Source organism: Micromonospora solifontis, assembly GCF_003725545.1.
In the GTDB taxonomy this organism is placed as follows: domain Bacteria; phylum Actinomycetota; class Actinomycetes; order Mycobacteriales; family Micromonosporaceae; genus Micromonospora; species Micromonospora solifontis.
In genome coordinates, this window is the sequence record NZ_RJLN01000008.1 from 1 (window position 1) to 25911 (window position 25911).

21 protein-coding genes and 1 pseudogene are annotated in these 25911 nt (G+C 74.2%); 9 read left to right on the forward strand and 13 right to left on the reverse strand.

Annotated features, from left to right (window positions below):
- Positions 1-401, reverse strand: a pseudogene (locus tag EFE23_RS04495) (hypothetical protein); the annotation flags it as partial.
- 12 nt (positions 402-413) lie between these two features.
- Positions 414-1760 (reverse strand): MFS transporter, encoded by a 1347-nt coding sequence (locus tag EFE23_RS04500; RefSeq protein ID WP_123239609.1) that lies wholly within the window; start codon positions 1758-1760, stop codon positions 414-416.
- 76 nt (positions 1761-1836) lie between these two features.
- Between EFE23_RS04500 and EFE23_RS04505 the strand changes: the two genes are divergently transcribed.
- Genes EFE23_RS04505 through EFE23_RS04520 form a run of 4 tightly spaced genes read left to right on the forward strand, consistent with a single transcriptional unit; the run spans position 1837 to position 5189 of the window.
- A complete protein-coding gene (locus EFE23_RS04505; protein WP_123239704.1) occupies positions 1837-2481 on the forward strand; it encodes a TetR/AcrR family transcriptional regulator in 645 nt (214 codons plus the stop codon).
- A 54-nt stretch (positions 2482-2535) separates the two neighbouring features.
- Positions 2536-3849, forward strand: coding sequence for a flavin-containing monooxygenase (locus EFE23_RS04510; RefSeq protein WP_123239610.1), 1314 nt, complete (start codon positions 2536-2538; stop codon positions 3847-3849).
- Positions 3846-4670: an SDR family NAD(P)-dependent oxidoreductase gene (locus EFE23_RS04515; protein ID WP_123239611.1), complete on the forward strand. Its 825-nt coding sequence runs from the start codon at positions 3846-3848 to the stop codon at positions 4668-4670. The genes EFE23_RS04510 and EFE23_RS04515 overlap by 4 nt, the downstream gene beginning before the upstream one ends.
- 9 nt (positions 4671-4679) lie before the next feature.
- Entirely contained in the window at positions 4680-5189 is a 510-nt protein-coding gene (locus EFE23_RS04520) for an NUDIX hydrolase (protein WP_123239612.1), read from the forward strand.
- 46 nt (positions 5190-5235) lie between these two features.
- On the opposite strand, the gene EFE23_RS04525 is transcribed toward EFE23_RS04520, so the two are convergent.
- The 4 genes from EFE23_RS04525 to EFE23_RS04540 form a co-directional block, all read right to left on the reverse strand.
- The gene (locus tag EFE23_RS04525) at positions 5236-6261 is read right to left on the reverse strand and encodes a LacI family DNA-binding transcriptional regulator (protein WP_123239613.1); all 1026 of its coding nucleotides are present in this window, start codon (positions 6259-6261) and stop codon (positions 5236-5238) included.
- 58 nt (positions 6262-6319) lie between these two features.
- Entirely contained in the window at positions 6320-8758 is a 2439-nt protein-coding gene (locus EFE23_RS04530) for a beta-glucosidase family protein (protein ID WP_123239614.1), read from the reverse strand.
- Positions 8759-9019: 261 nt separating this feature from the next.
- Positions 9020-10240, reverse strand: coding sequence for an ROK family transcriptional regulator (locus EFE23_RS04535; RefSeq protein WP_123239615.1), 1221 nt, complete (start codon positions 10238-10240; stop codon positions 9020-9022).
- A gap of 204 nt (positions 10241-10444) precedes the next feature.
- Complete coding sequence (locus tag EFE23_RS04540; protein ID WP_123239616.1) at positions 10445-12778, reverse strand: TIM-barrel domain-containing protein; 2334 nt, start codon at positions 12776-12778, stop codon at positions 10445-10447.
- 117 nt (positions 12779-12895) lie between these two features.
- Here EFE23_RS04540 and EFE23_RS04545 point away from each other — a divergent pair, with 117 nt between their 5' ends.
- Positions 12896-14899, forward strand: a complete 2004-nt coding sequence (locus EFE23_RS04545; protein ID WP_123239617.1) for a beta-galactosidase — start codon at positions 12896-12898, stop codon at positions 14897-14899.
- Positions 14900-14905: 6 nt separating this feature from the next.
- Here the strand turns inward: EFE23_RS04545 and EFE23_RS04550 are convergent, their stop codons facing one another.
- Positions 14906-15556, reverse strand: a complete 651-nt coding sequence (locus EFE23_RS04550; RefSeq protein ID WP_123239618.1) for a LysE family translocator — start codon at positions 15554-15556, stop codon at positions 14906-14908.
- 324 nt (positions 15557-15880) lie between these two features.
- Between EFE23_RS04550 and EFE23_RS04555 the strand changes: the two genes are divergently transcribed.
- Positions 15881-17071, forward strand: coding sequence for a GAF domain-containing protein (locus EFE23_RS04555; RefSeq protein WP_233600861.1), 1191 nt, complete (start codon positions 15881-15883; stop codon positions 17069-17071).
- 21 nt (positions 17072-17092) lie between these two features.
- On the opposite strand, the gene EFE23_RS04560 is transcribed toward EFE23_RS04555, so the two are convergent.
- A complete protein-coding gene (locus EFE23_RS04560) occupies positions 17093-17488 on the reverse strand; it encodes a YkvA family protein (RefSeq protein ID WP_123239620.1) in 396 nt (131 codons plus the stop codon).
- A gap of 141 nt (positions 17489-17629) precedes the next feature.
- On the opposite strand from EFE23_RS04560, the gene EFE23_RS04565 reads away from it, so the two are divergent.
- The gene (locus tag EFE23_RS04565; RefSeq protein ID WP_123239705.1) at positions 17630-18109 is read left to right on the forward strand and encodes a DnaJ family domain-containing protein; all 480 of its coding nucleotides are present in this window, start codon (positions 17630-17632) and stop codon (positions 18107-18109) included.
- Between the two features lie 55 nt (positions 18110-18164).
- On the opposite strand, the gene EFE23_RS04570 is transcribed toward EFE23_RS04565, so the two are convergent.
- Together EFE23_RS04570 and EFE23_RS04575 are read right to left on the reverse strand one after the other, a co-directional pair.
- Entirely contained in the window at positions 18165-19595 is a 1431-nt protein-coding gene (locus tag EFE23_RS04570; RefSeq protein ID WP_123239621.1) for an MDR family MFS transporter, read from the reverse strand.
- A 79-nt stretch (positions 19596-19674) separates the two neighbouring features.
- Entirely contained in the window at positions 19675-20268 is a 594-nt protein-coding gene (locus EFE23_RS04575) for a TetR/AcrR family transcriptional regulator (protein WP_158675831.1), read from the reverse strand.
- A gap of 430 nt (positions 20269-20698) precedes the next feature.
- Between EFE23_RS04575 and EFE23_RS04580 the strand changes: the two genes are divergently transcribed.
- The gene (locus tag EFE23_RS04580) at positions 20699-21295 is read left to right on the forward strand and encodes a recombinase family protein (protein ID WP_123239623.1); all 597 of its coding nucleotides are present in this window, start codon (positions 20699-20701) and stop codon (positions 21293-21295) included.
- Positions 21296-21354: 59 nt separating this feature from the next.
- Here the strand turns inward: EFE23_RS04580 and EFE23_RS04585 are convergent, their stop codons facing one another.
- Complete coding sequence (locus EFE23_RS04585) at positions 21355-24270, reverse strand: Tn3 family transposase (protein ID WP_123239706.1); 2916 nt, start codon at positions 24268-24270, stop codon at positions 21355-21357.
- A 102-nt stretch (positions 24271-24372) separates the two neighbouring features.
- On the opposite strand from EFE23_RS04585, the gene EFE23_RS04590 reads away from it, so the two are divergent.
- A complete protein-coding gene (locus EFE23_RS04590; RefSeq protein WP_123239624.1) occupies positions 24373-24621 on the forward strand; it encodes a hypothetical protein in 249 nt (82 codons plus the stop codon).
- Positions 24622-24871: 250 nt separating this feature from the next.
- Here the strand turns inward: EFE23_RS04590 and EFE23_RS04595 are convergent, their stop codons facing one another.
- Complete coding sequence (locus tag EFE23_RS04595; RefSeq protein ID WP_123239625.1) at positions 24872-25108, reverse strand: cold shock domain-containing protein; 237 nt, start codon at positions 25106-25108, stop codon at positions 24872-24874.
- Between the two features lie 79 nt (positions 25109-25187).
- A complete protein-coding gene (locus EFE23_RS04600) occupies positions 25188-25748 on the reverse strand; it encodes a hypothetical protein (protein ID WP_123239626.1) in 561 nt (186 codons plus the stop codon).
- Positions 25749-25911: the final 163 nt, after the last annotated feature.

Sequence of the window (25911 nt, forward strand, 5' to 3'; positions counted from 1 at the left end):
CAGGCGCCGAGGTCTACACGCTTGCCCTGCACGGCGCTCTTCCGGTCGGCCCGGCGGGCCTCGTCGCGCTCCCCGTGCGCGGCCGCCACCTGCGCGGCGGTCTCGGCGCGCAGCTGGGCGAGCTGCCGTTCCACCCCGGTGGGGGACAGCTCGGCGTGCAGCGCCTCGGTGAGGGTCTCCACGATCTGGTCGAGCCGGTCCACCGCCTCCCAGGTGCGGGCCACCTGGCCGGGCAGGCCGGGGGCGTTGCGGTGACGCATTCGCGAGTTGCGGGAGGCGCGCTGGCAGGCGCCGTCGTTGTCCCGGCAGTAGCGGAACGGCCGGCCGGCGCCGGCGCGCTGCGGCACGTCGCGCCCGCAGTGCGCGCAGGGGCGGGTCTCGGGGGCGGGCTGGGCGTCCATCGGGGGCGAAGTCTAGTGGGCGGCCGCGGACTCGGCGCGGGCCACGCGGTCCAGGGTGTACCGGCGTTGCATCAGCACCGCGACCAGCATCACGGCGGCGGGCAGCAGACCGAAGCCGTACCGGATGGCCGCGTGGGCCGCCGGGGACTGGGTGACCGTCTCCCCGGCGGCGGAGGCGACGAACCCGCCGGCGGCCAGGCAGAGGGCGTAGGCGTACGGGCCGAGTGCGCCGCCGGTCGCCTCCGTGGCCGTCCACACCCCGGTGTACGTGCCGGCGCGGGCGGCGCCGGCGGCGCGGATGACATCGGGCAGCATCGAGAAGGGCAGCAGTTGCATGCCGGCGAACGCGGTCCCGAGCACCGCCACGGCGGTGATCAGCACCGGCAGGCCGGCGGGCCGGCCGACGGCGAGGACCAGCGCGCCGGCGGCGAAGGCGAGTTGCCCGGCCAGCAGCGCCCGTTGCTTGCCGACCCGGCGGGCCACCGCCAGCCAGGCCGGGGTGACCAGCAGCGCCGGCGCGACGAACGCGGCCACCAGCACGGTGGTGAGCTTCGGGCGGCCCAGCTCGTACCGCGCGTAGTAGGGCACGCCGGCGAGGACCAGGTGGGTGGTGGTCGACATGGCCAGGTACGCGGCGACCAGCCAGCGGAACTGCCGGTCGCGCAGGCTCGCCGCCAGCGCCGGCCAGCCTCCGGTGGCGTGCGCGGCGGCCGGCGCGGCCGCCGCCCGGCGCAGCCGGTCGATCCCGCCGACCCCGACCAGCATGGCGGCGAGCGTTCCGGCGCCGAGCAGCAGGGCCATCCGCAGGTAGCCGCCGCGGGTGGGGGTGTCGCCGCCGGTCAGCAGCGGTGCCAGCAGCCCGGACAGCAGGATGCCGACGGTCAGGACCATCATCCGGAAGGCCATCAGCCGGGTGCGTTCGTGGTAGCCGATCCGCAGGTCCGCCGGGGTGGCCAGGTAGGGCACCTGGTACGCGGCGAACAGCAGGTTCCCGGCGATGAACAGCAGCGCCACCCAGCCGGCGGCGGCCGCGCCGGTGAGCCCGCCGGGCACCGCGAAGAGCCCGGCGAAGGCCAGTGGCAGGAGGCAACCGGCCAGCAGCAGCCGGCGGCGGTGCCCCCGGCGGGCCTGCTCGACGTCGCTGCGGTGCCCGACCCACGGGTGCAGCACCACGTCGGCGATCTTCGGCAGCAGCAGGGTCAGCCCGGCCAGCCAGGGCGCCACGGCCAGCACGTCGGTGAGGAAGTAGAGCAGCAGCAGGCCGGGGACGGTGACCCAGACGCCCATGCCGAGCGAGCCGGCGGCGAAGCCGAACAGGGGGCCGCGCCGCAGGGTGACTTCGCCGTCGAGCCCGGTCATGTGTGTCCTCCCCGGGCGTGCCGCCCCACCAATCCAACGGATGATGGATTGTAGGGGGAACAATGGCGGGATGACCATGCCCCGCCGGCGGCCGGGCCGGCCCCGCCGCGACGACCAGCGACCGACCCGTGACCTCGTGCTGGCCGCCGCCACCGCGTTGTTCGCCGAACGGGGCTTCGACGCGGTCAGCCTGCGCGACGTCGCGTCCGCCGCGGCCGTCGACGTGGCCACCGTCGCGCACCACACCGGCACCAAGGCGCAACTGTACGACGCCTGCTTCGCCCGGGTGTTCACCGCCGAGCGGGAGGTCCTCGAAGCGGCCGGCGAGCGGGCCCGGGCCGCCCTGGCGGCGGGGCCCGGCGCGGCGCTGGGCGCGCTGCACGACCTGGTCGACGTCTTCGTGGACTTCCTGGAGGACCGGCCGGAGACCACCGCGCTGTGGCTGCGCCGCTGGCTGGAGCCGCACCGGCACGGCGAACTCGACCAGCGGTACGCGGCCCCGCTGTACGGGCTGGTCGAGCAGTTGCTCGCCGCCGCGGCGCAGCGGGGCGCGCTGGTCGAGCCGACCCCGCACGTCACCGTGCGCAGCCTGGTCTGGGCGGTGCACGGGCACGTGGTGGCCCTGGCCGCGCACGGCGGCGCCGGGGCCCGGGAGCGGCGGGAGTTCCGCGCCTTCGTGCACCGCCTGCTCGACGCGCTGTATCCGCCGGCCGGCTCTTGACGGTCGGCGTCCCGCTGGGCATTATCCATCGGGCGTTGGATTAAGGAGGCGGTCATGACGGCACGGCCCAGGGTGGCGGTGATCGGCGCCGGGGCGGCCGGCCTGGCCACCCTCAAGGCGCTGCGCGACGCGCGCGTGCCCGCGGTGGCGTTCGACACCGCCGACACCGTCGGCGGCCTCTGGGTGTACGGGGCGCCCGGCTCGCCCGCGTACCGGACGCTGCACCTGAACACCAGCAAGAGCCGCACCCAGTTCGCCGACCACCCGATGCCCGCCGACTGGCCCGACTACCCCGACCACGCCCGCATCGCCGGCTACCTCGCCGACTACGCCGACCGGTTCGGGCTGCGGGAGGACGTCCGGCTGCGGCACACCGTGCAGCGGGTGGTCCGCGCCGCCGACGACACCTGGACCGTGCAGGCCACCGGGCCCGACGGCCCGGTCCGCGTCGACGTCGAGGCGGTGGTGGTCGCCAACGGCCACAACCGGGTGCCGAAGCTGCCCGACGGCCACCCGGGCCAGTGCGCCGCGGAGCAGCTGCACAGCCACGACTACCGGGGGCCGGAGCAGCTCGCCGGCCGGCGGGTCCTGGTCGTGGGCGGCGGCAACTCGGCGATGGACATCGCCGTGGACGCCTCGTACGCGGCCACCCGCACCCTGCTGTCGCTGCGCCGCGGCGTCTGGGTGGTGCCCAAGTACCTGCTCGGCCGCCCGTCGGACACCCTCAACGGGTCGCTCGCCCGCCGGCTACCCTGGCGGCTGCGGCAGCGGATCAGCCAGACCATGCTCACCGCCACCGTCGGCCCGCCCAGCCGGTACGGGCTGCCCGCCCCGACGCACGGCTTCCTCCAGGACCACCCCACCCTCTCCGACGGGCTGCTGTCCCGGCTCACCCACGGCGAGATCGAGGCCCGCCCCGGCATCGCCCGGTTCGCCGGGACCCGGGTCGAGTTCACCGACGGCCGCGCCGACGAGGTGGACCTGGTGGTCTGGTGCACCGGCTACCGGGTGGAGGTGCCGTTCCTCGACCCCGCCCTGCTCGGCGACGGCGCCGACCGGCTGCCGCTGTACCGGCACGTCTTCCACCTCGACGCCCCCGGCCTGGCCTTCGTCGGGCTGATGCAGTCCACCGGGGCGGCGTTCCCGCTGGTCGAGGCGCAGGCCCGGCTGGTCGCCGGCCGGCTCGCCGGCACCTGGGCGCCCCCCGACGCGGCCCGGCAGGCCGCCGCCTGCCGCGCCGAGCTGCGCGCCGCCACCACCCGCTGGGGGCAGCGCCGCCCGCACATGCGGGTCGACTTCGACGCGTACCTGGCCGAGCTGGAGCGGGAACTGGCCGCCGGGCGGCGGCGGACGGGGGTGCCGGCATGAGCGCGCTCACGGGACGGCGGGTGCTGGTCACCGGGGCCCGGGGCACCTTCGGGCGACAGTTGGGCGCCGCGCTCACCGCCGCCGGCGCCCGGGTCGTCGGGCTGGACCTGCACCCGGACGAGGACGCCGACGTGCCGGTGCTCGGCTGCGACCTGACCGACCCGGCCGCGGTGCCGGCGGCGGTCACCGCGGCCGTGGACCGGCTCGGCGGGCTGGACCTGCTGGTCAACAACGCCGGCGTCGGCGGGCCCGCCCCCGCCGAGCTGCCCCCCGACGAGGTGGTCCGGCAGCAGCTCGAGGTCAACCTGCTCGCCGCCTGGCGGACCACGGCGGCGGCGCTGCCCGCGCTGGAGGCCGCCCGCGGCCGGGTGGTCTTCGTGGCCAGCCGGATGGCCGTGCTGCCGCTGCCCCTCGCCGCCGCGTACGGGGTGAGCAAACGGGCCCTGGTGGCGTACGCCGACGCGCTGCGCCACGAGGTCGGTACCCACGTCGGGGTCAGCGTCGTCTACCCCAGCATGGTCGCCTCACCGATCCACGACAGCACCGCCCAGGCCGGGCTGTCGCTGAGCGGGGTGTCCCGGTTGGAACCGGTGGACGGCGTGATCGCCGCGATCCTGCGGGCCGCCACCGCCCGCCGGGCTCCCCGGGACGTGGCCACCACCGCCCGGGGACGCGTCGAGCTGGCCCTGGCCCGGCACGCGCCCGCCCTCGCCGACCGCCTGGTGCGCCGTACCGTCGCCGGGCGGATCGCCGCCGGTGACCTCGACGGCGCGCCGCTGGCCGCCGGCATGGTCCGGCGGCACCGCGACACCCCCCGGTAGGGTGCCGGCATGCCGCTGTCGCCGTACATCGCCCGGATGCGCCGCCACATCGGACACGACCTGCTGATGCTCTACGGCGTCAGCGGCGTGGTCACCGACGCCGCCGGGCGGCTGCTGCTGGCCCGCCGGGGCGACAACGGGCGCTGGTCCGTCCCGGCCGGCGTGGTCGACCCCGGCGAGCAGCCGACCGACGCGCTGCTGCGCGAGGTGTACGAGGAGACCGGCATCACGGTCGAGATCGAGCGGATCGGCGGGGTCGCCACCCACCCGGTCGTCTACCCCAACGGCGACGTCTGCGAGTACCTCAACGTCTGGTTCCACTGCCGGGCGGTCGGCGGCGCGCCCACTGTGGACGGGGAGGAGTCCCTCGCGGTCGGCTGGTTCGCCCCGGACGACCTGCCGGAGCTGGATGACTGGTCCCGGCTGCGGATCACCACCGCGCTGCGCGCCGACCGGGCCGCCTGGTACGCCGCGCCGGGCGAGCACCACCCCGCCCTGCACCAGCCGGACAATCTCTGACCGCACCGGCGGCCGCCCCCGGCCCCCGGTGCGGTGCCCGGACGGGTCACCGGCCGGCTCCGGCGCTACTGTCCCGGACGGTCAGCCGGGGCTCCAGCAGCGTCACCTCCGGCACCGGCTCGTCGTGCAGCCGCCGCATCAGCAGGGTCACGGCCTGCCGGCCGACCTCCTCGGCGGGGACCGGTACGCAGGTGAGCCCCGACTGCCCGGCGAACTGGTCGGGGCAGATGGCCACCACGGCGACATCCTGCGGCACCCGGCGGCCCAGCAGCGGCAGCGTGGCGAGCACCGGGCCGACCGCCGACTCGTTCTGCACCACCACCCCGGTGACGTCGGGGTGGCGCGCCAGCAGGGACTCCAGGTCCCGGCGGACCGCCGCCGGCCCCTCCTCGCAGGGCAGCGCCACCGCGTCGACGCCGAACCGGTCGGCGGCCGCGAGGAAGCCGGTCCGGGTGCGGTGGGCGAAGCCGGTGCCCCGGGCGTAGACGGCGGCCGGGGCGCCGAGCAGGGCGACGCGGCGATGCCCGGCCGCGGCCAGGTGCGCGACGCACAGCTCGCCCGCGCGCTGGAAGTCCAGGTCCACGCAGGCCAGTCCGGTGGTGTCGGTGGGGTGCCCGATCAGCACGCTCGGCAGGGCCAGCTCCCGCAGCAGCGGCACCCGGGAGTCCTCCAGCTCCACGTCCATCAGCAGGACGCCGTCGACGATCGCGCTGCCGGCGATCCGGCGCAGCCCCGCGGGCCCCTCGTCGGAGGTGACCAGCAGCACGTCGTGGTCGTGGCGGCGGGCGGTGGTGACCACCGCGGTGGCGAACTGCATCACCACCGGCACCTGCATGCCGGTGCGCAGCGGCAGCACCAGGGCGATCACGTTCGCCCTGCGGCTGGCCAGGGCACGGGCCCCGGCGTTGGGGTGGTAGCCGAGGGCGCGGACGCTGGCCAGCACCCGGTCGCGGGTGGTGGCCGAGATGGTCCGTTTGCCGCTGAGCACGTACGACACGGTGCTCGCGGCGACCCCGGCGTGCCGGGCGACGTCGGCGATGGTGACCTGGTCACCGGCGGTACGGCCGCTCATGCCGGCACCTCGCACCGCTCGGCGCCGCCGTGCTGATGATCCGCTCGCCGCTGCGCGCTCATCGGACGGCCCCGAACCGGCCGACGGCGGGCACCCCGGCCGGGGTGGCGGCGGTGACGGTGATCGCGCCGACCAGCCGTACGTCCCGGGCGGAGCGGCCGACCAGCAGCGTGTGGGTGGCGTCCTCCACCACCATCGCCCTGGCCGTCTCGTCCCACCAGGCCAGCTCGTCGGTACGCAGGCGCAGGGTGACCCGCGCGCTCACCCCCGGATCGAGGGTGACCCGGGCGAAGTCGCGCAGCTGCCGCAGCGGCTGCTTGACCCGCGAGCGGCGTTGCCGGGTGTAGAGCTGCACCACCTCGGTGCCCGCGCGGCGACTGGTGTTGGTGACCGTGACGCTCACCTCGACCTCCTCGCCGGCGCGCACCGCCGCCGCGCCCACCCGCAGGTCGGCGTACTCGAAGCGGGCGTAGCTGAGCCCGTGCCCGAACGGGTACAGCGGCTCGCCCCGGTGGTACAGGTAGGTGGCGTCGGCGCCGATGATGTCGTAGTCGAGCAGGTCGGGCAGGTCGGCGGTGTCGGCGTACCAGGTCTGGGTGAGCCGGCCGCCCGGGTCGACGTCGCCGAGCAGCACGTCGGCCAGCCCGTTGCCGTGCTCCTGGCCGCCGTGCGAGGTCCACAGCACCGCCGGCAGGTGCTCCTGCGCCCAGCCCACCGCGTACGGGTAGCTGCTGGTCACCACCAGCACGGTGCGCGGGTTCGCGGCGTGCACCGCGCGCAGCAGCGCCTCCTGCCCGCCCGGCAGGGCCAGATCGAGCCGGTCCTCGGTCTCCCGGCCGTTGACCATGGGGTGGTTGCCGAGCACGACCACGGCCACGTCCGCGGCGGCGGCCAGGGCGGCCGCCTCGGCGGCGCCGTCGGCGACGAGTTCGGCGGTGAACGCGGCCGCGGCCGACGCGTCGGCCCCGACGACCAGCCGCCCGTCGGCGTCCACCGTGACGTACCGGTCGGTGGCCAGGTGGTGCAGCAGCGCGGTGCCGTCGGGGCGGTGGTGGAAGCGGAAGGTCTCCTGGACCACCCAGCCGCCCGGACCCGGCCGGTCGTTGACCAGTTCGCCGCTGTCCCGCACGCCGACCTGCCGGCCGTTGCCGACCGCGCGCAGCGCGACCACGCCCTGCCCCCAGTCGTGCACGTCGAACGCGGTGGCGTCGCCGCCGAGGGTCAGCGGCCCGCCCTCGGTCGTGTCCGGGCAGCGCACGTGCCGGTCGCCGAGGCGCAGGGTGATCCGGTCGGTGCCGGGGTGGGTGGTCACCTCGGGCAGCCGGGTGGCCAGCCCGGCGTAGGCGCTGACCGCGTACGGCAGGGTGCCGCTGTACCAGTCCTCGTGGACCGCGTCGGCGAGCGGGCCCAGCACGGCGACCCGGGGCGTCCCGGTGGGGGAGAGGGGCAGCAGGCCGTCGTTGCGCAGGAGCACGACCGACTGGCGGGCCGCCTCCCGGGCCAGCTCCCGGTGCGCCGGGCAGTCGATGACGTCGGCCGGCACCTCGGCGTACGGGTCCTCGGCGGGCGGGTCCAGGTCACCCAGGCGCAGCCGGACCCCGAGCAGCCGCCGGACCGCCCGGTCCACGTCGGACTCGGTGATCAGCCCGCGGTGCAGCGCCTCGGTCAGTCGGGCCACGGTGGGCGCGCCGTCCCGGTCGTCCTCGGTGAAGCTGTCGATTCCGGCGCGCAGCGCGGCGGCGAAGCCCGCCACATGGTCGGGCAGGTGAGCCTGCACCCCGGCGAGATTGCCGACCGCCCCGGCGTCGCCGACCACCATGATGTCCTCGTCGGCCCAGCCGCGCAGCTCGCCCTCGATGAGCGGGCTCAGGTGCGCCGGCACCCCGTTGACCCGGTTGTAGGAGGCCATCACGGCCACCGCCGCGCCGGCGGCGAGCGGGGCCCGGAAGGCGGGCAGCTCGTACTCGTGCAGCACCCGGGGCGGCAGGTCGCTGGAGGTGGTGGCCCGGTCGGTCTCGTTGTTGTAGCCCAGGAAGTGCTTGAGGGTCGGCGCGGTGCGCAGCCGGGTCGGGTGGTCGCCGCGCAGCCCCCGGGCGTACGCGGTGGCCAGCCGGCCGGTCAGCCACGGGTCCTCCGACCAGCCCTCCTCGTTGCGCCCCCAGCGCGGGTCGCGCAGCGGGTTGACCACCGGCGCCCACACGTTCAGGCCGACCTGCTCCGGGTCGGCCTGGTGCTTGGCGCGTACCTCGTCGCCGACGGCGGCCCCCACCGCCCGGATCAGCTCGGGATTCCAGGTCGCGGCCAGCCCGATGGCCTGCGGGAAGACGGTCGCCGGGCCGAGCCAGGCGACGCCGTGCAGCGCTTCGGTGCCGGTGCGGAACGGGGGCAGGCCGAGTCGGGGCACGGGTGGCTGCCACTGGTGCAGCAGGCCGAGTTTCTCCGGCAGGGTGAGTCGGGCCAGCAGGTCGTCGAGGCGGTGGGGGGTGCGGTCGGTCATGGCGAGGTGCCTTCCGTAGGGCGTGCGGTGCGGCCCGGCGGCGGGTCGAAGCGCTTCGACGACCGTCGTGACGAGTGGCGGCGCGCATGGTGGAGGGGGCGGTCGTCGGCCCGGACGCTGGTGAAGCGCTTCGACAACCGCGGGAAGAAAAGCCGCCCCGACTGCCCTGTGCCGGAGTGGCCGTACCGAGGTTGGCACCCGGACACCGGTCCGGTCAAGGCCCGCGTGCCGTCCGGCCTGGACGGAGCCGGGCCGGCGATGTCACGCGGCCGGCAACCGTCCCGCCTCGACGGTCGCGAGGGCGGCGGTGGCGCCGCCCAGGGCGCTGGCCGCCGAGCCGAGCGTGCTGGCCTCCAGCCGGCAGCCGCCGGCCTGCGGGGCGAGGGTGCGGGCGGCGAGCTCGGCGCGGGCGGCCGGCAGCAGCCAGGGCGCCAGCGCGGCGAAGTGCCCGCCGACCACGACCACCTGGGGGTCGAGGAGGTTGGCCAGGACGGACACTCCGTGGCCGAGGTGCCGGCCGACCTCGGCGAGGCCGGCCAGGGTGGGGTCGTCGCCGGCGCGGGCCAGGGCCTGGATCCGGTCGATCTCCGGCAGGTAGTCGGTGACCGGGCCGCCCTGGCCGGCGTCGGGCAGCACCCGGCGGACCACGGCGTCCACGCCGGTGAGCGCGGCGAGGCAGCCGCGCCGGCCGCAGGCGCACGGCGGCCCGGCCGGGTCCAGCGGCACATGGCCCACCTCGCCGGCGAAGCCCCGGCCGCCGCGCAGCAGTTGGCCGCCGCTGACCAGGCCGGCGGCGACCGCCACCCCGCCGGTGAGGTGGACCAGGTCGGCGTTGCCGGCGTACGCGCCATGCCGTTGCTCGGCCAGCACGGCGAGATTGGCGTCGGTGTCGACGCCGACGGTGAAGCCCGGGTCGCGCAGCGCGCGGCGCAGCTCGGCGGCGAGCGGCACGTCCCGCCAGCCCAGCGCGGGCGCGAGCGGGACACCGCCGTCGGCGTCAACCAGCCCCGGCACGCCGACGGTGAGGCCGAGCACGGTCCGGCCCTGCCCGGTGACCCGGTTGATCGCCCGGCGGGCCAGCGCGGCGAGCGCCTGCCCGGTCTGGCCGGGGGCGGCGGTCGCGGCGGCGAAGGCGCGGCGCCAGGTGAGCAGTCGGTTACCGCCGACGTCGACGGCGACCACGACCAGCTCGTCGGCGCCGATCTGCAGGCCCAGCCCCGCGTACGGGGCGCCGTCGAGGGCCAGCATGGTGGCCGGCCGGCCGACCCGGTTCTCGGTCAGCCCGGTCTCGCGCAGCAGGCGCCGGTCGATCAGTTCGGTGACCAGGCTGGACACGGTGGCCTTGTTGAGCCCGGTGTGCGCCGCGATGTCGGCCCGGGAGCAGGGTGCGTGCAGGCGGACGTGCCGCAGCACCACGGCCCGGTTGGCCACCCGTACGTCGCCGAGATCGGTCGCCTGGGGTGGTGTGTGGATGCTGATCACGAGCTGCCCGCTTCCTGCGCCGAGGGTCCCGGTCCCGGTGGTGCGGCCCTCATCATCGCCCACCTCCCCGGCCGGCCTGGACCGGCCGCCGCCGGGTGTCCTGTGGCAGGGATCGTCGACGTTCGGCTTGTTCGGCTAGATCCCCAACTAACTCTATCCGCTCCGGCGGGGTCCGCACACCACCGATCCCGCGCATCGGGCTGCTCACACCGGGAACCAGGGCTCGAACGGGGTCACCGGGACCGCCGTGCCGTCGAGCAGGACCCGGCGCGGCCCGTCCGCGCCGACCACGCTCACCCGGCGGACGTCCAGCGGGCCGTCGACGCGGACCCGCAGGGTGTCGCCGTCGCGGGTCGCGGTGATCTCGGTGTCGCCGGTGACGTCCCGTACCACCGTGCGGCCGTTCACCCCACCCCAGGCGACCAGCGTGACGTCCCGGAACGGCCCGTCGGCGACGGTGCCGGCCGGGGCCACCATCGGCACCAGCGCGCCGTGGCGGACGAACAGCGGCGGCCGGTGCAGCGGCACGGTGACCCGCAGGTGCCGGCCGCCCGGGTGCCGTTCCCCGGTGGCCGCGTCGAGCCAGTCGTCGCCGCTCGGCAGGTAGACGTCGCGCCGCCCGGACGGGTCCAGCACCGGCGCGACGAGCAGGTCGGTGCCGAGCCGGTAGGCCAGGTCGGTGGCCCAGGCGCTCGGGTCGTCCGGCGTGTCAACCAGCAGCGCCCGCAGCATCGGCGCCCCGGTCCGGGCGGCCGACACCGCCGCCGACCAGAGGTACGGCAGCAGCCGGTAGCGCAGCCGCAGCGCCGCCACCGCGTGGCGCTCCGCCTCCGGTGGGAAGTCCCACGGCAGCCGGCTGGTGGTGCCATGCAGCCGGACCAGCGGCGACAGCGCACCGAACTGGGTCCACCGGACGTACAGATCCGCCTCCGGGGTGCCGTGGAAGCCGCCCGTGTCGTGGCTCCAGAACGGCACCCCGGACAGCCCGTGGGACAGGCCGCCGCGCAGGGTGCTGGCCAGGCCCGGCCAGGTGGCGTTGACGTCGCCGCTCCACTGCGCGCTGTGCCGCTGCCCGCCCAGGTACGACGAGCGCGCCCATACCGTCCGGTGCCCGGCGACCTCCTCGGTGACCGCCGCGACCACGTCGTTGAACAGCAACGCGTACACGTTGTGCAGCTCGACGCCGGTCATCCCGTTGTGCGCCACGGCGTCGGCGGGCACCCCCTCGGCGAAGTCGGTCTTGAACACCGCGACGCCCTGCTCGAGCAGCGGGCGCAGCAGGCCCTGGAACCAGCGCACCGCCGCCGGGTTGGTGAGGTCGACGATGGCGCTGACCGGGTAGCTGCCGTGCCAGACGTCGGCGACGTACGTCGTGCCGTCGGCGCGGCGCAGGAAGTAGCCGGCGGCTTCCGCCTCGGCGTACAGCGGGCTGTCGGTCATCAGGTACGGGTTCATCCAGAGGCAGACCCGGAAGCCCTGCTCGGTGAGGGTCTTGAGCATCCCGGCCGGGTCGGGGAACGCCTGCTCGTCCCAGCGCAGCTCCGACCAGCGCCCGGCGACCTGCCAGTAGCAGTCCAGGTGCAGCACGTCGCAGGGGATGTCCCGCTCGCGGATCAGCCGGGCCCGCTCCAGCACCCGCTGCTGGCTGTCCGGGTAGAAGCCGGAGGAGATCCACGCCCCGAACGCCCAGCGGGGCGGCAGGTACGGCCGTCCGGTCAGGCCGTCGAACCGGTCGAGGATCTCGGCCGGGGTCGGCCCGGCCAGCACGTAGTAGTCGAGCAGGTCGTCCGGCACCAGCACCTGCACGCTGCTGTGGGTGGACGCGCAGACGTCGAACTGCACCGGCAACCCGCTGTCGACCAGCAAGCCGTAGCCCCGGTCGGAGAGGTAGAACGGCACGTTCTTGTGGGACCGGTCGGACTCCCCGCCGAAGGCGTCGAAGTTCCACATCAGCGGACGCTGGCCCCGCTTGTCCAGCGGGGTGAACTTCTCCCCGAAACCGACGAAGCGCTCGTCGCCGGGCGCGACGAAGCTCTCGTGCCAGGCGACCGGGACACCGTCGACCGTGGAGCGGCCGAGCGGCAGGGTGCGTCGCCGTCCGCTGATGTCCCGGGTGCCGCCGTCGGTGGCCAGCAGCGGCCGGCCGTCGGGGGCGAGGAAGCGCAGCCCCCACGGGTGGAGGCGGATCTCGGCGACCACCCCGCCGGCGTCGACGTGGACGTACGTGTCGTCGACGGTGACCACGGCCGGGTGCGGTCGGGGGTGGACCAGCGGCAGCGCGCGGGCGGAGCGGCTGCGGGCCGCCAGGTCCTCGGCGAGCCGTACCCGGAGCACGCCCGCGCCGGCGGCCTCCACCCGCGCGACCAGGGTGCCGCCGCCGGAGGTGTGCGCCGTGAGGGTGACCCCGTGCGGGTCGGTGCCGGCCACCTCGGCCCGGGTGACGTCGTCGGCGCCTTCCTCGCCGGGGCCGCGGACCGGCAGGTCGGGCGGATCGGCCACGAAGGTCTCGTACGGGACCAGGGGCGGGCGGTACGGCATGGGGCGTCTCCTCGCAGAGGCGGCACGGGCGGTCCCGCCAGTTTCTTTGGAGCCCCAACTAACTGTCAACGTTGTGGGCCATTGACTTGCCTCGACGCTCTTCCTACTTTGAATGCGATGCCAACTAAAGATGTGTGGGACGGTGGCCGGCTCTGCTACGGCGGCGACTGGAACCCGGAGCAGTGGCCGGCCGAGGTGTGGCGGGAGGACGTCGCGCTGATGCGCCGGGCCCGCGTCAACCTGGTCACCGTGGGGGTGTTCGCCTGGTCCCGGCTCGAACCGGCCCCCGGCCGCTACACCTTCGACTGGCTGGACCGGGTGCTGGACCTGCTGCACCACAACGGGATCCGGGTCGCCCTGGCCACCCCCACCGCCTCGCCGCCGCCGTGGTTCTCCCTGGCCCACCCGGGCGCGCTGCCGGTCACCGCCGACGGCGTCCGCCTGCACCACGGCAGCCGGGACACCTACTGCGCCGCCGCGCCGGCGTACCGGTCCGCCGCCCGCCGCATCGCCGGCGTCCTCGCCGACCGGTACGCCCACCACCCGGCGCTGGCCCTGTGGCACGTGCACAACGAGTACGGCACCACCTGCCACTGCGAGCACGCCGACGCGGCGTTCCGCCGCTGGCTCGCCGACCGGTACGGCGACCTCGACGCGCTCAACGCCGCCTGGGTGACCAGCTTCTGGAGCCAGCACTACTCCGACTGGGCGCAGATCGCCGGCCCGCGCGCGACGCAGTACCTGGCCAACCCCGGCCAGCTGCTCGACTTCCGCCGCTTCTGGTCGGACACCCTGCTGGCCGCGTACGTCGAGCAGCGGGACCTGCTGCGGGCGGCGAACCCGGCGGTGCCGGTCACCACCAACTACGTGCTCGGCGACTGGGTGCCGGTGGATCACGCCCGCTGGGCCTCCGAGGTGGACCTGGTCGCCATCGACCACTACCCGTCCGCGGTGGACGGCGGCGCGGAGGAGCAGACCGCGCTCGCCGCCGACCTGGCCCGCGGCTGGGCACGGCGCGGCGGGCGACCGGCCTGGCTGCTGATGGAGAGCGCGCCGAACCAGATCCACACCACCGGACGGATGCACACCAAGGAGCCAGGACGGATGGCCCGGCACAGCCTCGCCCACGTCGCGCGGGGCTCACACGGGGCGATGTTCTTCCAGTGGCGCGCCCCGGTCGGCGGCGCGGAACGCTTCCACTCGGCCCTGGTGCCGCACGCCGGCCCGGACAGCCGGGTGTTCCGCGAGGCCGTCCGCCTCGGCGAGGTGCTCGGCCGGCTCGCCGAAACCGGCGCCGGCCGGGTGGACGCCGCCGTCGCGATCGGCTGGGACGCGGCCAGCGACTGGGCGCTGCGCCACCCGGGGATGCCGGCGCGGGGGCTCGACCACCGGGCAGAGGTGGCCGCCGCGCACCGGGCGCTGTGGCGCGCCGGGATCGCCTGCGACGTGGTGTCGCCCGGGGACCCGCCGGCGGGCCACCGGCTGCTCGTGCTGCCCGCGCTCTACCTGGCCTCCGACGCCACCGTGGACTGGGTACGCGACCACGTCCGCGCCGGCGTTCACCTGCTGGTCACCTGGCTCAGCGGGGTCGCCGACGAGCACGGCCGGATCCGCCTCGGCGGCTACCCCGGGGCGTACCGGGACCTGCTGGGGGTTCGGGTGGAGGAGTTCCACCCGCTGGCCGACGACGACCGGGTGCCGCTGACCGGCGGCGGCACCGGCCGGATCTGGTCGGAGACGGTGCGCCTCGCCGGGGCCGAGCCGGTCGACGAATACCTCGGCGGCGTGCTGGACGGGCTGCCCGCGGTCACCCGGCACCGGGTCGGCGCCGCCCTCACCTGGTACGTCTCCACCCGCCCCGACGACGACACCTACCAGCGGCTGCTCGCCGAGGCCGCCCGCCTCGCCGGCGTCACCCCGGTCTGCCCGCAGGCGCCGCCCGGGATCGAGGCGGTACGCCGCCGCGACGGCGACCGCAGCTGGCTGTTCCTGCTCAACCACACCGACCGGCCGCAGCGCGTCCCGGCCGCCGGGCTGGAGCTGATCACCGACGAGCCGGTCGACGACGCGGTCACCGTCGCGGCCGGCGGGGTGGCCGTGCTCCGCGAGCTTCCGCGGTGACCCCGGTCAGGAGGTGGCGACCACGGCGCGGGACCGGTCCGCGGCGATCCGGATCGCCAGACCGGCCAGCACGCTGCCCATCACGTACCGCTGCACCTTCGCCCAGCCGGGTCGGCGGGTCAGGAACGCCGACACGCTGCCGGCGGTGAGCACGATCAGCCCGTTCACGGTCAGCGCGATGCCGATCTGGGTCAGCCCGAGCAGCAGGCTCTGCACCGCCAGGTGACCGCGCGCCGGCTCGATGAACTGCGGCAGCAGCGACACGTACAGGATCGCGATCTTCGGGTTCAACAGGTTGGTGACCAGCCCCATGGTGAACAGCCGCCGCGGCCGGTCCGGCGGCAGCGGCGCCGGGGTGAACGCCGAGGTGCCGCCCGGGCGCAGCGTCCGCCACGCCAGCCACAGCAGGTACGCCGCCCCGGCCAGCTTCACCGCCAGGTACAGCGGGGGCACCAGCACGAAGACCGTGGCGATCCCGGCGACCGCCGCGGCCAGGTAGACCAGGAAGCCGACGGCCACCCCGAGCAGCGAGACCAGCCCGGCCCGGCGACCCTGGGTGACCGACCGGGACACCAGGTAGACCATGTTCGGTCCGGGCGTGAGCACCAGACCCAACGCCACCAGGGCGATACCCACCACCGCGCCGAGCGTGACCACCCGTCCTCCCCAGGGTCGACCTCACCCGGGACCCTACGCCGGCCCGGCCGCCCGGCCCGCCAACGACGGGGGTGACCGGCACCACCCCGTGCCCGCACCGTGCCCGGTGGTCTGCCCTGGCGGGGCCGGTCCGTTACGCTCGCCGGCATGACCGGCGCCTCGAGTGGGTACGGGCGCGACGAGAAACCGCGGATCGTCCGCAGACGAGAGGCAGACCACAACATGACGGCGGTATCAGGCCAGCGGCCCACTGCTGCGGATCCGGCGGTCGCCGGACAGGGAGCGGATGAGGATCTGCGGGCACTGTTCGGGCAGTCCACCGCCGTGTTCGCGTCGCTCGCGGGGCCCACCCACCTGGTGGAGGCGGCGAACCCGGCGTTCTTCGCCGCCATCGGCGAGGAACGGGCCCGTACCGGGGTCGCACTCCAGGAGCTGATGCCCGAACTGGCCGGCCAGGGCTTCATCGCGCTACTGGACCAGGTCTATCGCACGGGCGAGCCCTACACCGGCCGGGACGTCCGGGTCGTGCTGGGCGCCGGCCCGCACGCCCGGGAGACGTACTTCGACTTCACCTACGAGCCGCGCCGGGACGCCGACGGCACCGTGACCGGGATCCGGGTGATCGGCGTGGAGACCACCCAGGTCAAGCACGCCCAATGGCTGATGACCGAACACCGGGCCCTGCTGGAGCAGATCGCCCGTCAGGCGCCGCTGACCGAGGTGCTCGACGGGATGGCCCGCTGTATCGAGAATCTCGCGCCGCAGGAGGTGCTGGTCTCCGTCCTGCTCGCCGATTCCGACGGCGGGCACCTGCGCCACGGCGCCGCGCCCAGCCTGCCCGACTTCTACAACCAGGCCATCGACGGGATCGCCACCGGTGAAGGCGTGGGCTCCTGCGGCACCGCCGCCCACCGGCGGGAACCGGTCATCGTCACCGACATCGCCACCGACCCGTTCTGGACCGACTTCCGGGACCTGGCCGAGCGGGCCGGACTGGCCGCCTGCTGGTCCACGCCGATCCTGGCCCGGGACGGCAGCCTGCTGGGCACCTTCGCCATGTACCACCGCACCCCGCGCGTCCCGCAGGACACGGACCTGGCCCTCGCCCGGATCTTCACCGGCACCGCGGCCCTGGCCATCGAACGCCACCACATCGAACAGGCGAAGGCGGCCGCCGACGCACGAGCCAGGGCAGCCCACGACGAGCTGGCCAAGGTGGTGCGCGCGGAGCGGGAACTGCGCGCCGAGGCCGAGCAGCGCGCCGCCACCGCCGCGGAACTCGCCGCCCGGATGCGCGCCGCCGCCGCCGCGCAGGCCGCCACCCCGCGCCCCGAGCGCTGCCAGCTCGGCGGTTCCGCCGGCTGCACCGCGCCGGCCGAGATCAAGCTCGCCGATTCGTGGGGCGACTCGGCGTGGGGCTGCCCCGCCCACGCCGAGGAAGCCATCATCAACGTACGGTCGGTGTTCATCGCCAACGAAGAACTCGGCGGCCTGGTCGCCTACCTCAACCGCTGACCCGCGGCCGGCACGGCGAGGTCAATCCGCTGCCGGGCCGAGCAGGCGCAGCAGCAGCCGCGGCTCGCCGGGCCACGCGTCGAGCAGCACCTGCCGGGGCACCTGCCGGCCGGCGTACCGCAGCGCCAGGGCGACCACGACGATGTCGTCGAGCGGGCCGATGACGGGCAGGAACTCGGGGATCAGGTCAATCGGGCTGGCCACCCAGAGCCCGGCGACGACCACGGCCACCTTCGCCCGGCGCGGCACCCGCGGATCCTTGCGCAGCCGGCGCACGGTGGTCAGACAGTCGGGGATGAACGCGGCCAGATCCCGCAGGATGCCCGGCGGCAGCCGCCGGGCCAGCAGCACCAGCAGCGCCCAGCTGGCCAGCAGGCAGGCGACCGCGACACCCAGCCAGGTCAGCCAGTCGCGCACGCCGCTGCTCCTTCCCCTCGCCCGTCCAGCAGGAATGTACGCCGGGTCGCCGCCGCCCGCCGCTGGGGAATGAGCCGTCCGTCGGCTGCGCTGAGCAGGGGTCGGGACCGGCGGATACGGTGGGCGCGGGAGGTGACGGCGGTGACGTACGGCTGGGAGGCCGCGGTCGAGGCGCAGATCCGGGCGGCACAGGAGCGGGGCGAGTTCGACAACCTGCCCGGCGCCGGCAAGCCGATCCCCGGGCGGGACCTGCCCTACGACGAGTCGTGGTGGATCAAGAGCTTCCTGGAGCGCGAGCAGCTCCCCACGGACCTGCTGCTGCCCACCCCGCTGCTGCTGCGGCGCCGTGTCGAGCGGCTCCCCGACGAGGTGCGCGAGCTGCCCACCGAGGAGTCGGTGCGGGCCTGCGTCGCCGACCTGAACCGCGAGATCGTGGCCTGGCTGCGTACCCCGACCGGGCCGCGGGTGGCCGTCCGCCCGGTCAACGCCGACGACGCCGTACGCCGGTGGCGCGCCGACCGGGAACGGACGGCGGCCGAGCGGACCGCCGCCCCGGCGGCCGCGCCCACCGTCGTGGCCCGGCCGGCGCGGCGCTGGCGGCTGCCCTGGCGGCGGCGCTGACGGTGCCGCTGGTGGGACCACCACCCCCGAGCCGGTGGTCCCACCAGCGGCACCGTCAGGCGTCGGTCGGCCGGGTCACCGGCAGCATCAGCGCCGGCAGCACGGCGACCAGCGTGAAGCCGAGCACCCACCAGAACGTGGCCCCGAACGCGGCGGCCCGCCCGACCGGGTCGAGCTGCCCGGGCGGGACGTGCGTGGCGAGCTGCCGCTGCACGACGACCGCGAGCACCGCCCCGCCGAACGCCCCGCCGAGCTGCTGGAAGATCCGGATCGCGCTGGTCGCCCGGGCGATCGCCGACGGTGCCAGCCCCCGGTACGGGCTGGCCAGCACCGGCACGATGGTGGCGCCCATGCCGACGCCGCTGACCACGAGCACACCGGCGAGCAGCAGCTGGCTGGTGTCGGCGGTCACCCGGGTGTAGGTGAGCGTCCCGACGGCGGCCACCGCCAGGCCGGCCAGCACGATCGGCCGGGGACCGATCCGGTCGGTGAGGCGCCCGGCGGTGATCAGGCCGACCGCCATGCCAACGCCCTGCGGGGCGAGCAGCAGCCCGGCGTGCAGCGCGGACGCCCCCCGTACCTGCTGCTGGTAGAGCGGCAGCAGGATGATCGCGCCGAACAGCGCGATGCCGGAGAGGAACACCACCGCCGCACAGGCGGCGAAGGCCCGGTCGGCGAGCAGCCGCAGGTCGATCAGCGGCTCCCGCCGGGCGCGCAGGGCGTGCAGGATGAAGCCGACCAGCAGGGCGAGTCCGAGGCCGAGGGCGGCGAGCACCGCCGGGTCGTCGAAGCGACCGTACCGGCCGGCCTCGGCGAGGCCGTAGACCACGGCGGCGCAGCCGGGCGGCAGCAGGGCCAGGCCGAGCAGGTCCAGTGGCGCGGCGCCGGCGGGCCGGGCGTCGGGCAGCACCCGTCGGGCCAGCAGCAGCCCGGCCAGGCAGACCGGCACGTTGACGAAGAAGATCCAGCGCCAGTTCAGGTCGGTGACGATGAGCCCGCCGAGGACCGGGCCGAGGACCGGGCCGAGCATGGCCGGGATGCCGATGGCGGCCATCACCCGGCCGAGCCGGTCGGGCCCAGCGGCCTGGGCGAGGATGGTCTGCGCCAGGGGTACGAGCATGCCGCCGCCGACCCCCTGCACCACCCGGAACGCGATCAGGCTGCCGGCGGACCAGGCGAACCCCGACAGCAGCGAGCCGAGCAGGAACCCGGCCAGGCTGAACGTCCAGAGCGCCCGGGTGCCGTACCGGTCGGCGGCCCAGCCGGTCAGCGGGATCATCGTGGTCATCGCGAGCAGGTAGCCGGTGCCCACCCACTGGATGGTGGACAGGCCGGTGTCGAATTCGCGGAGCAACGTGTTGACCGCGACGTTGGTCATGGTGGCGTCGAGCTGTACGGCGAACGCGCCCAGCATGACCACCCCGACGAGCCGGAGCAGGTCCCGCGGGATGCCGGCGGGTGCCGGCGGTTGCACGGTCTGGTCCATCCCCGTCCACTCCTCACGTCTGCGGTAAATGCTTACTGCGGCCGGTGCGACTGCGCCGCCTACGCCCTGGGTGGGGGAGTCAGCGACCCGGAACGGGCCCGGTCATACCGTCCAGCAACTGCCCGACCACCCGGTCCCGCAGCGCGGGGCCACCGGCGGGCTCGGCCGCGGCCGCGAACGGGGGAGCGAAGATCTGCCACGACACCACCGCACCCATGGCGGTGGCGTACGCGACCTCGAACGGGCAGTCGGCCCGGAAGACCCCGTCCTGCTGGCCGCGCTCGTACAGCTCGCGGATGGCCTTCGGAAGCTGGTCGGCGGTGGGCAGGGACAGCGACCGGGCCCCACTGAGCGACTCGTGCAGCATCAGCGCGAGCAGTCGGGGTCGGGAGCGCAGGATGTCGAAGAACCCGGCGAAGGCGGCGCGCATCCCGTCGTACGGACCGAGCGCGGCGGCCCGCTCCAGCACCGGCGCCCAGGCGGATCCCAGCCCGGCGCGCTGCTCGTCGATGACCGCCGCGTAGAGCCCCTCCTTGCTGCCGAAGTGGTGATAGATCATGCGCTCGTTGACGCCCGCGCGCTTGACGATCGCCTGCACCCGGGTGCCGTGCAGCCCGGTGCGGGCGAACTCCTCCGCCGCGGCGTCGAGCAGGGCGGCCCGGCTGTCACTCACGCAGTAAGTATTTACCGAACGTCGTCGCCCATGCAACCCCCGTCGCCGGAAGGCCCCGGCCGCCGTGGTCCTCGACGTGTCGCATCCCGGTCCACACGCCGCCAGGAACAGCCCGCCATGCCGCAACCGGACTCGATCACCTGTCGGCCCCGGCGCGTCCCGCCCGGCCGGCCCGGCCGGAACCTCGGTCTGCGGCAGTCCGAGGCATCCGTGGCCGGCGAGGCCGCGACATGGCCCCGCGCTTGGGTCGCTGCCCCAGCCCGCCATATATTCGATCTTGAGTGATGCTGGCCGTCGGGGTGTCCGTTAGCCGAACCCTCAACGGACACGGGCCGTGGCGCGAAACGCGCCTACCAGCGACGGGCGTTGTCACAGATAGGGTGTCCGGTGATCTGTCCGGTGATGGGGGGCTATCCGTTACGCTGCGGCCGTGACCGCTGTGCTGATCGGATATGCCCGCTGCTCCAATGACAAGCAGGACCTGGAAGCAAACCGGCAGATCTTGCTCGACCTTGGGGTGCCGGCCGAGCGGATCTACCTCGACCGGACGTATTCCGGCACCACCCGAGACCGGCCTGGCTTGGACCAGGCCCTCGCCGCCGTGCGGACCGGCGACACCCTGGTGGTGCCCAAGCTGGACCGGCTTGCCCGGTCCGTGCCGGACGCCCGGCAGATCGGTGACTCCCTCGCAGCGCGCAGCATCCGGCTGCAGCTGGGCACGATGGTCTACGACCCGACCGACCCGATGGGCAAGATGTTCTTCAACATTCTGGCCACCTTCGCCGAGTTCGAGGTCGACCTGCTGCGGATGCGGACCCGGGAGGGCATGGCCATCGCCCGGGCCAAGGGCAAACTCAAGGGCCGGGCGCCGAAGCTGTCGGCCGCCCGGCAGGCGCATCTGCTCAAGCTGTATGCCGCCGGGGAGCACACCGTCGCCGAGCTGGCGGAGCTGTTCGAGGTGTCGCGGCAGACGGTGTACCGGGTGTTGGAGCGTACCCGGGCCGCCGCGACGACGGCCGTGGCGTGATCGTCCCCGATGCCGTGGGCCGATCGGGTGGCGGCTGGCGCTGGAGCCCTGCCGGAGGCCTACTGCTGTACCGGGCCCGGTTCAGCTGGGTGCCTGCGGTCGTAGTCCAGCCTCTTGTCCAGGTCGAGCGTGAACGTGCCGTGTAGGGCGACGTTGGACCAGAACAGCGGGGTCAGCCCGCGCCGGTCGTGCTCGGTGAGCCGGCCGGCCCAGTCCGGGTCGTCGAGGACTCGGTCGACCATGCGGGTGTTGACCAGCACGAGCGCGGACTGGAGCAGGTGCAGGGCGAGCATGGAGATTTCCTGCGCTTCCCGGTCGGCGCCGGGCAGTTCGGCTTCGCGGCCGTAGTGGATGGCCACGTTCGCCGAGTTCCACTGCTCGACGACCTGGAGCCCTTCGTGGATCTCTCGGCGCAGCGCGGGGTCGGCGAGGTAGTCGGCGATGAACGCCGTCCGCACGGCGCGGCCGAGTTCCTCGATCGCGGTGAGGGTGGGGTGCTTTGGGCCGCGGGCGTGGAACCGGCGCAGGATCTGTTCGGCCTCTGCGGTGCCGAGCTGCAACGCCCGCGCGTACTTGATCATCTGGTCGTATTGCTGGGTGATGAGGTCCCAGTTGATCGCCCGGGTCAGCACCGGCTCGAGGCCAGGGTAGGTGGCGCCGTCGGCCGGGCGGTACAGGCGGGCGGCGCCGATGTTCTTCAGCCGGGGCAGCAGCCGGTAGCCCAGCAGGTGCGTGAACGCGAACCCGACCACCGGCGCGCCGTGGGTGCCGGTGTAGTTCGCGGTGATCTGCGAGTCGACGTCGGCGGCGTGCCGGATCAGGCCCTCCATCATCGCCGCCACCTCACTGGAGGAACAGGTCTTGAGCTGCGAATACACGCACACGCTCTTGCGTTCGACGTGCCAGTAGATCATCACGCCGGGGCCGCCGTAGCGGGCGTGCCACTCGGTCATCAGGTTCGACTCCCACGACCGGAACTTCTTCGAGTCCGACGCGCAGGCGGTGCCGTCGCCCCACCAGCGCGGGTCACGCCCGCGCAGGTTCTCCCCCACCACCGCGGCGATGGCCCGGCGCAGGCCGTCGCGGTTGACGAACAGGTGCCGCGTGCGGCGCAGCTGCGCCTCGGTGACGCCGTGGTCGCCGGCGTTGACGATTCGTTTGATGCCGATGTTCGTGCCCAGGGCGAACAGCACCAGCAGCAGCCGCTTGCGCAGCTCACCCGGGGCCAGGTGCTCACGGGTGGCGATAGACGTGAACTCGGCGTGCAGGCCGGTCAGCCAGTCGGCCTCCTTGAGCAGGTCGAGCAGGCTGACCACACCCCACCGGCGGGTCACCTCGTCCTTGACCGCGTCCAGGTTCGCCGGGACGGGCTGGGCGGGCTGCTTCGACACCGAGATCCACACCTGCCCCTTGCGGGTGCCGACGCTCGTGCCGGCGGTACCCGTGCGCATCGCCTCGGCCCACTTGGCGAGGGAGGTATCCAGCCGGGTCCGCAGGGCGCTCACGAACTCGGTCGGGTCGGTCGGTTGCGCGATCGCCGTGTAGTGCACATCGCGGTGCACCTCGAAGTCGACCGGCAGGTCGGTCTCCGGGTTACGCCACGCCCGCGCCCCGACGACCCAGATCTCGCGGCGGCGCAGGGCGTCGCGCAGCGCCTGCAACGCGCACAGCTCGTACGGGATCCGTTCGATGCGGCCGCGCTCGTCGACGACCGCGGCCCGCCACTGCGCCTGGACCACCCCGTCCAGGGGCACCCGGTCGGCACGTTCGTAGTGGGTGGCGCGGCCATCGCGGTCCTTGTACCGGTGCAGCAGCTCCACCGCGTCCATCACCGGCCGGTACGTCGTGTTGTTGCACCGGAACTCGAGGGCGTCGAGCAGCTTCGGCAGCATCGTGCGGTAGTGGTGCGAGTACGAGCTGGCCAGCACCGTACGCACCCGCTGCCGCCGCAGCGACTCGGTGGCCTTCGCCTCCGCGACCAGGTTGCGCAGCGTCTGCTCACCGACCGCCGGGAACACCACGTCACGCACCACACCGTCCGGGCACGCCATAGACGCCCCGGCCAGCTTGAACAGCACGTTCTCCTTGTCCGACACCCGCCGGAACTCCGCGATCTGCTGCCGCTCGACCCGCCGCTCCGCCCGGGTATTGATCATCCGCACCAGGTCGATGAACAACTCCACCAGCGAGTCCGTCATCTCCGTCAGCCGGCACCAGCACAGCACCGCGAGAAGAGTCAGACTCACCTCCGGCGGGTGATCCCGGCGCAGCTTCACGATCTCGGCCAGCAGCGTCTCCAACCCCAGCCGGCCCGGATCCTGCTTCAACTCGTTGAAGAAGCTGCGCTCGCCGTCATCACCGACCTCCACGTCGTCCAGGCCGGCTTCGGCGTCGACCTGGCCGCCACCAGACTCGACGCCGGTCGGCTCGTCACCGAGCGTGGCCCACAGCGCCGCCACGACATCGGCGGGCAGCCGAGACACGGTGACCCGGCAGAACTGGGTGTCCGCCACGCGGTTCGCCGCGCCGATGATGCGGTCCATCCGCCCGGGCGGCTCCACCTTCTCCGCCCGGCAGCGGGCCAGCACGGCCTCCCGCTGCCGGTCCTCGTTCAACTCGCTCGGGCACACCTGCTCGGCCAGCCACGCGATCATCTTGTCCTCGTCGCCGCGGGTGAACACCCGGAACCCGAACGCGTCGCGGATCATCGTCCGGTACCGCTCCGCGCTGCGACCGGTCACCGCGAACCCCACCGGCGCGTCGGCGGCCCAGCCCAACTGCCGGGCCACATAGTCGACCGCGGCCGGGGGCACCTCGCCGACATGGCGCGGGAATCGGCCCTCAATCTCAAAGAACTTCACCATCAATGCGCAGCTCAACCGGCCGTGGCCGTGCAGCTGCGCCAGCAGCTCCTGATCAGCCTCGACCAGCGTCCACGACGCGATCAGGTCATCGAGTTCCCATTCCCGGCGCACCACGACACCCTGGCAGACGGCGATCCGCCCACCACACCCGGCCGGGACACCCGTCGATACGCTGACCACGACACCCGGCCGGGCCGACACGAAGGATGACGCATGCGCAGGTGGGTACGGTACGAAGCGCCGATCATGGTCTGCGTCGAACTCGGCGACGACGGCTACACCGGAAAGGTCGTCACCGTCGTGCTCGGCGACGAACACGACGACCTCAACCTCGCCCGCGACTACCGCGGCCACTTCCTCATCTACGACGAGACGATGGAACGCGTCTCCGTCGACGAACGCGCCGCCACCCGCGCAGTCACCATCGCCGAGCACCGCGAATGGCCCGACCGGCTCGACTAGGACGAAGGCCCCGACGCCCTGCGCTACCCCGACCTCTACGACCCCGCCGCGCCCGACACCGACGGCGATGAGGACGACGACCTCGAACCCCTCGGCCTCCACGACCGCGACGCCGTCGGCTGACCCGTCGTTCCGGCGCGAAGCCAGGCAGGATTGGATCTACCTAATCCGAAAATGACCATGCCGAGACGTGCGGCATGGTCATTTTCGGATTAGAGCATGGGCGCGGACGCAACCGCGACGGCTCCGGTCACAGGGCAGTGACCTCGACTGCCCGGGCGGGGTAACCGTCCTGGCCTGGAATTTCGTAGTGGCACCGCACCCGCTGGCCCGGCGTCAGGCTCCGGTACTCGGTCGGCCCGGCGACGATCGCACTGAAGTGGACCCAAGCGGTCAGATCGACGTGATCGAGAGCGACAGTTCCCCAGCCCTCTTCGTTGTGCCAGGTTCTCACCACGCCGGTGTCCTGCAGGCCCTCGTCGCTCATAGACGCAACGGTACCGATCCGACGGGGGCCGGGCACGGCACCTGCCGTGCCCGGCCCCCACGGATTGCAGGCCGCTGGGTCACACCCAGGTGATGACCCAGTTCCACTGGGCGGTGAGCGTGCCGTTGCCGCCGCCGCCGACGTTGTGCCGGAAGGCGAACGTGATGATGGTGTGGTAGGAGCACGAGGTGGTCAGGCTGCCCCGGCTGCCGTGGAACACGTAGGTGGGGGCGACGATGTGCTGGCCGTAGTTGGTCACCTTGGAGCTGCCGCAGTACAGATCAGCGTTCTCGGTGACGTTCCCGACGATGATCGAGCGCATGTAGGACGACAGCTGGTAGCCCCATGCCTCGCTCAGCGTGCTGCCGTAGGTGATCTGCTCGGAGCCGCTGCCGTTACCGTCACCGAACGACCATGACGGTGCCTGCGGGGTGAAGGCATGACTGCCCGTCGGTGGGAAGGCCATCGGCGTGGCACCCGAGGTGCCTGGTGCCCTCTGGCCGTCGAGGGTCAGCACGCTGCTGAATCCGGCCACGCTGACGACGGGCTGCTTCGCCGGGGCCGCCTTGGCCGCGCTCCATGGCGTGGCGGCGATGACGCACGCGATCGCCGCCACGAGCGCCATCAGCAGGCGCGGCACTACCCTTGGATACGTCCGTTGCATGGTTCCTCCTGGATGAGACCCGGGATGGGACGGGACGTGAGCGGCGGCTCGCGCGTGCTGGCAGGCCTCGCGAGCCGCTTCTCGCAAGCAGACTCGAACGCACCGCGACGGCAATCAAGGCCGATTCCGCAGGGGCCGC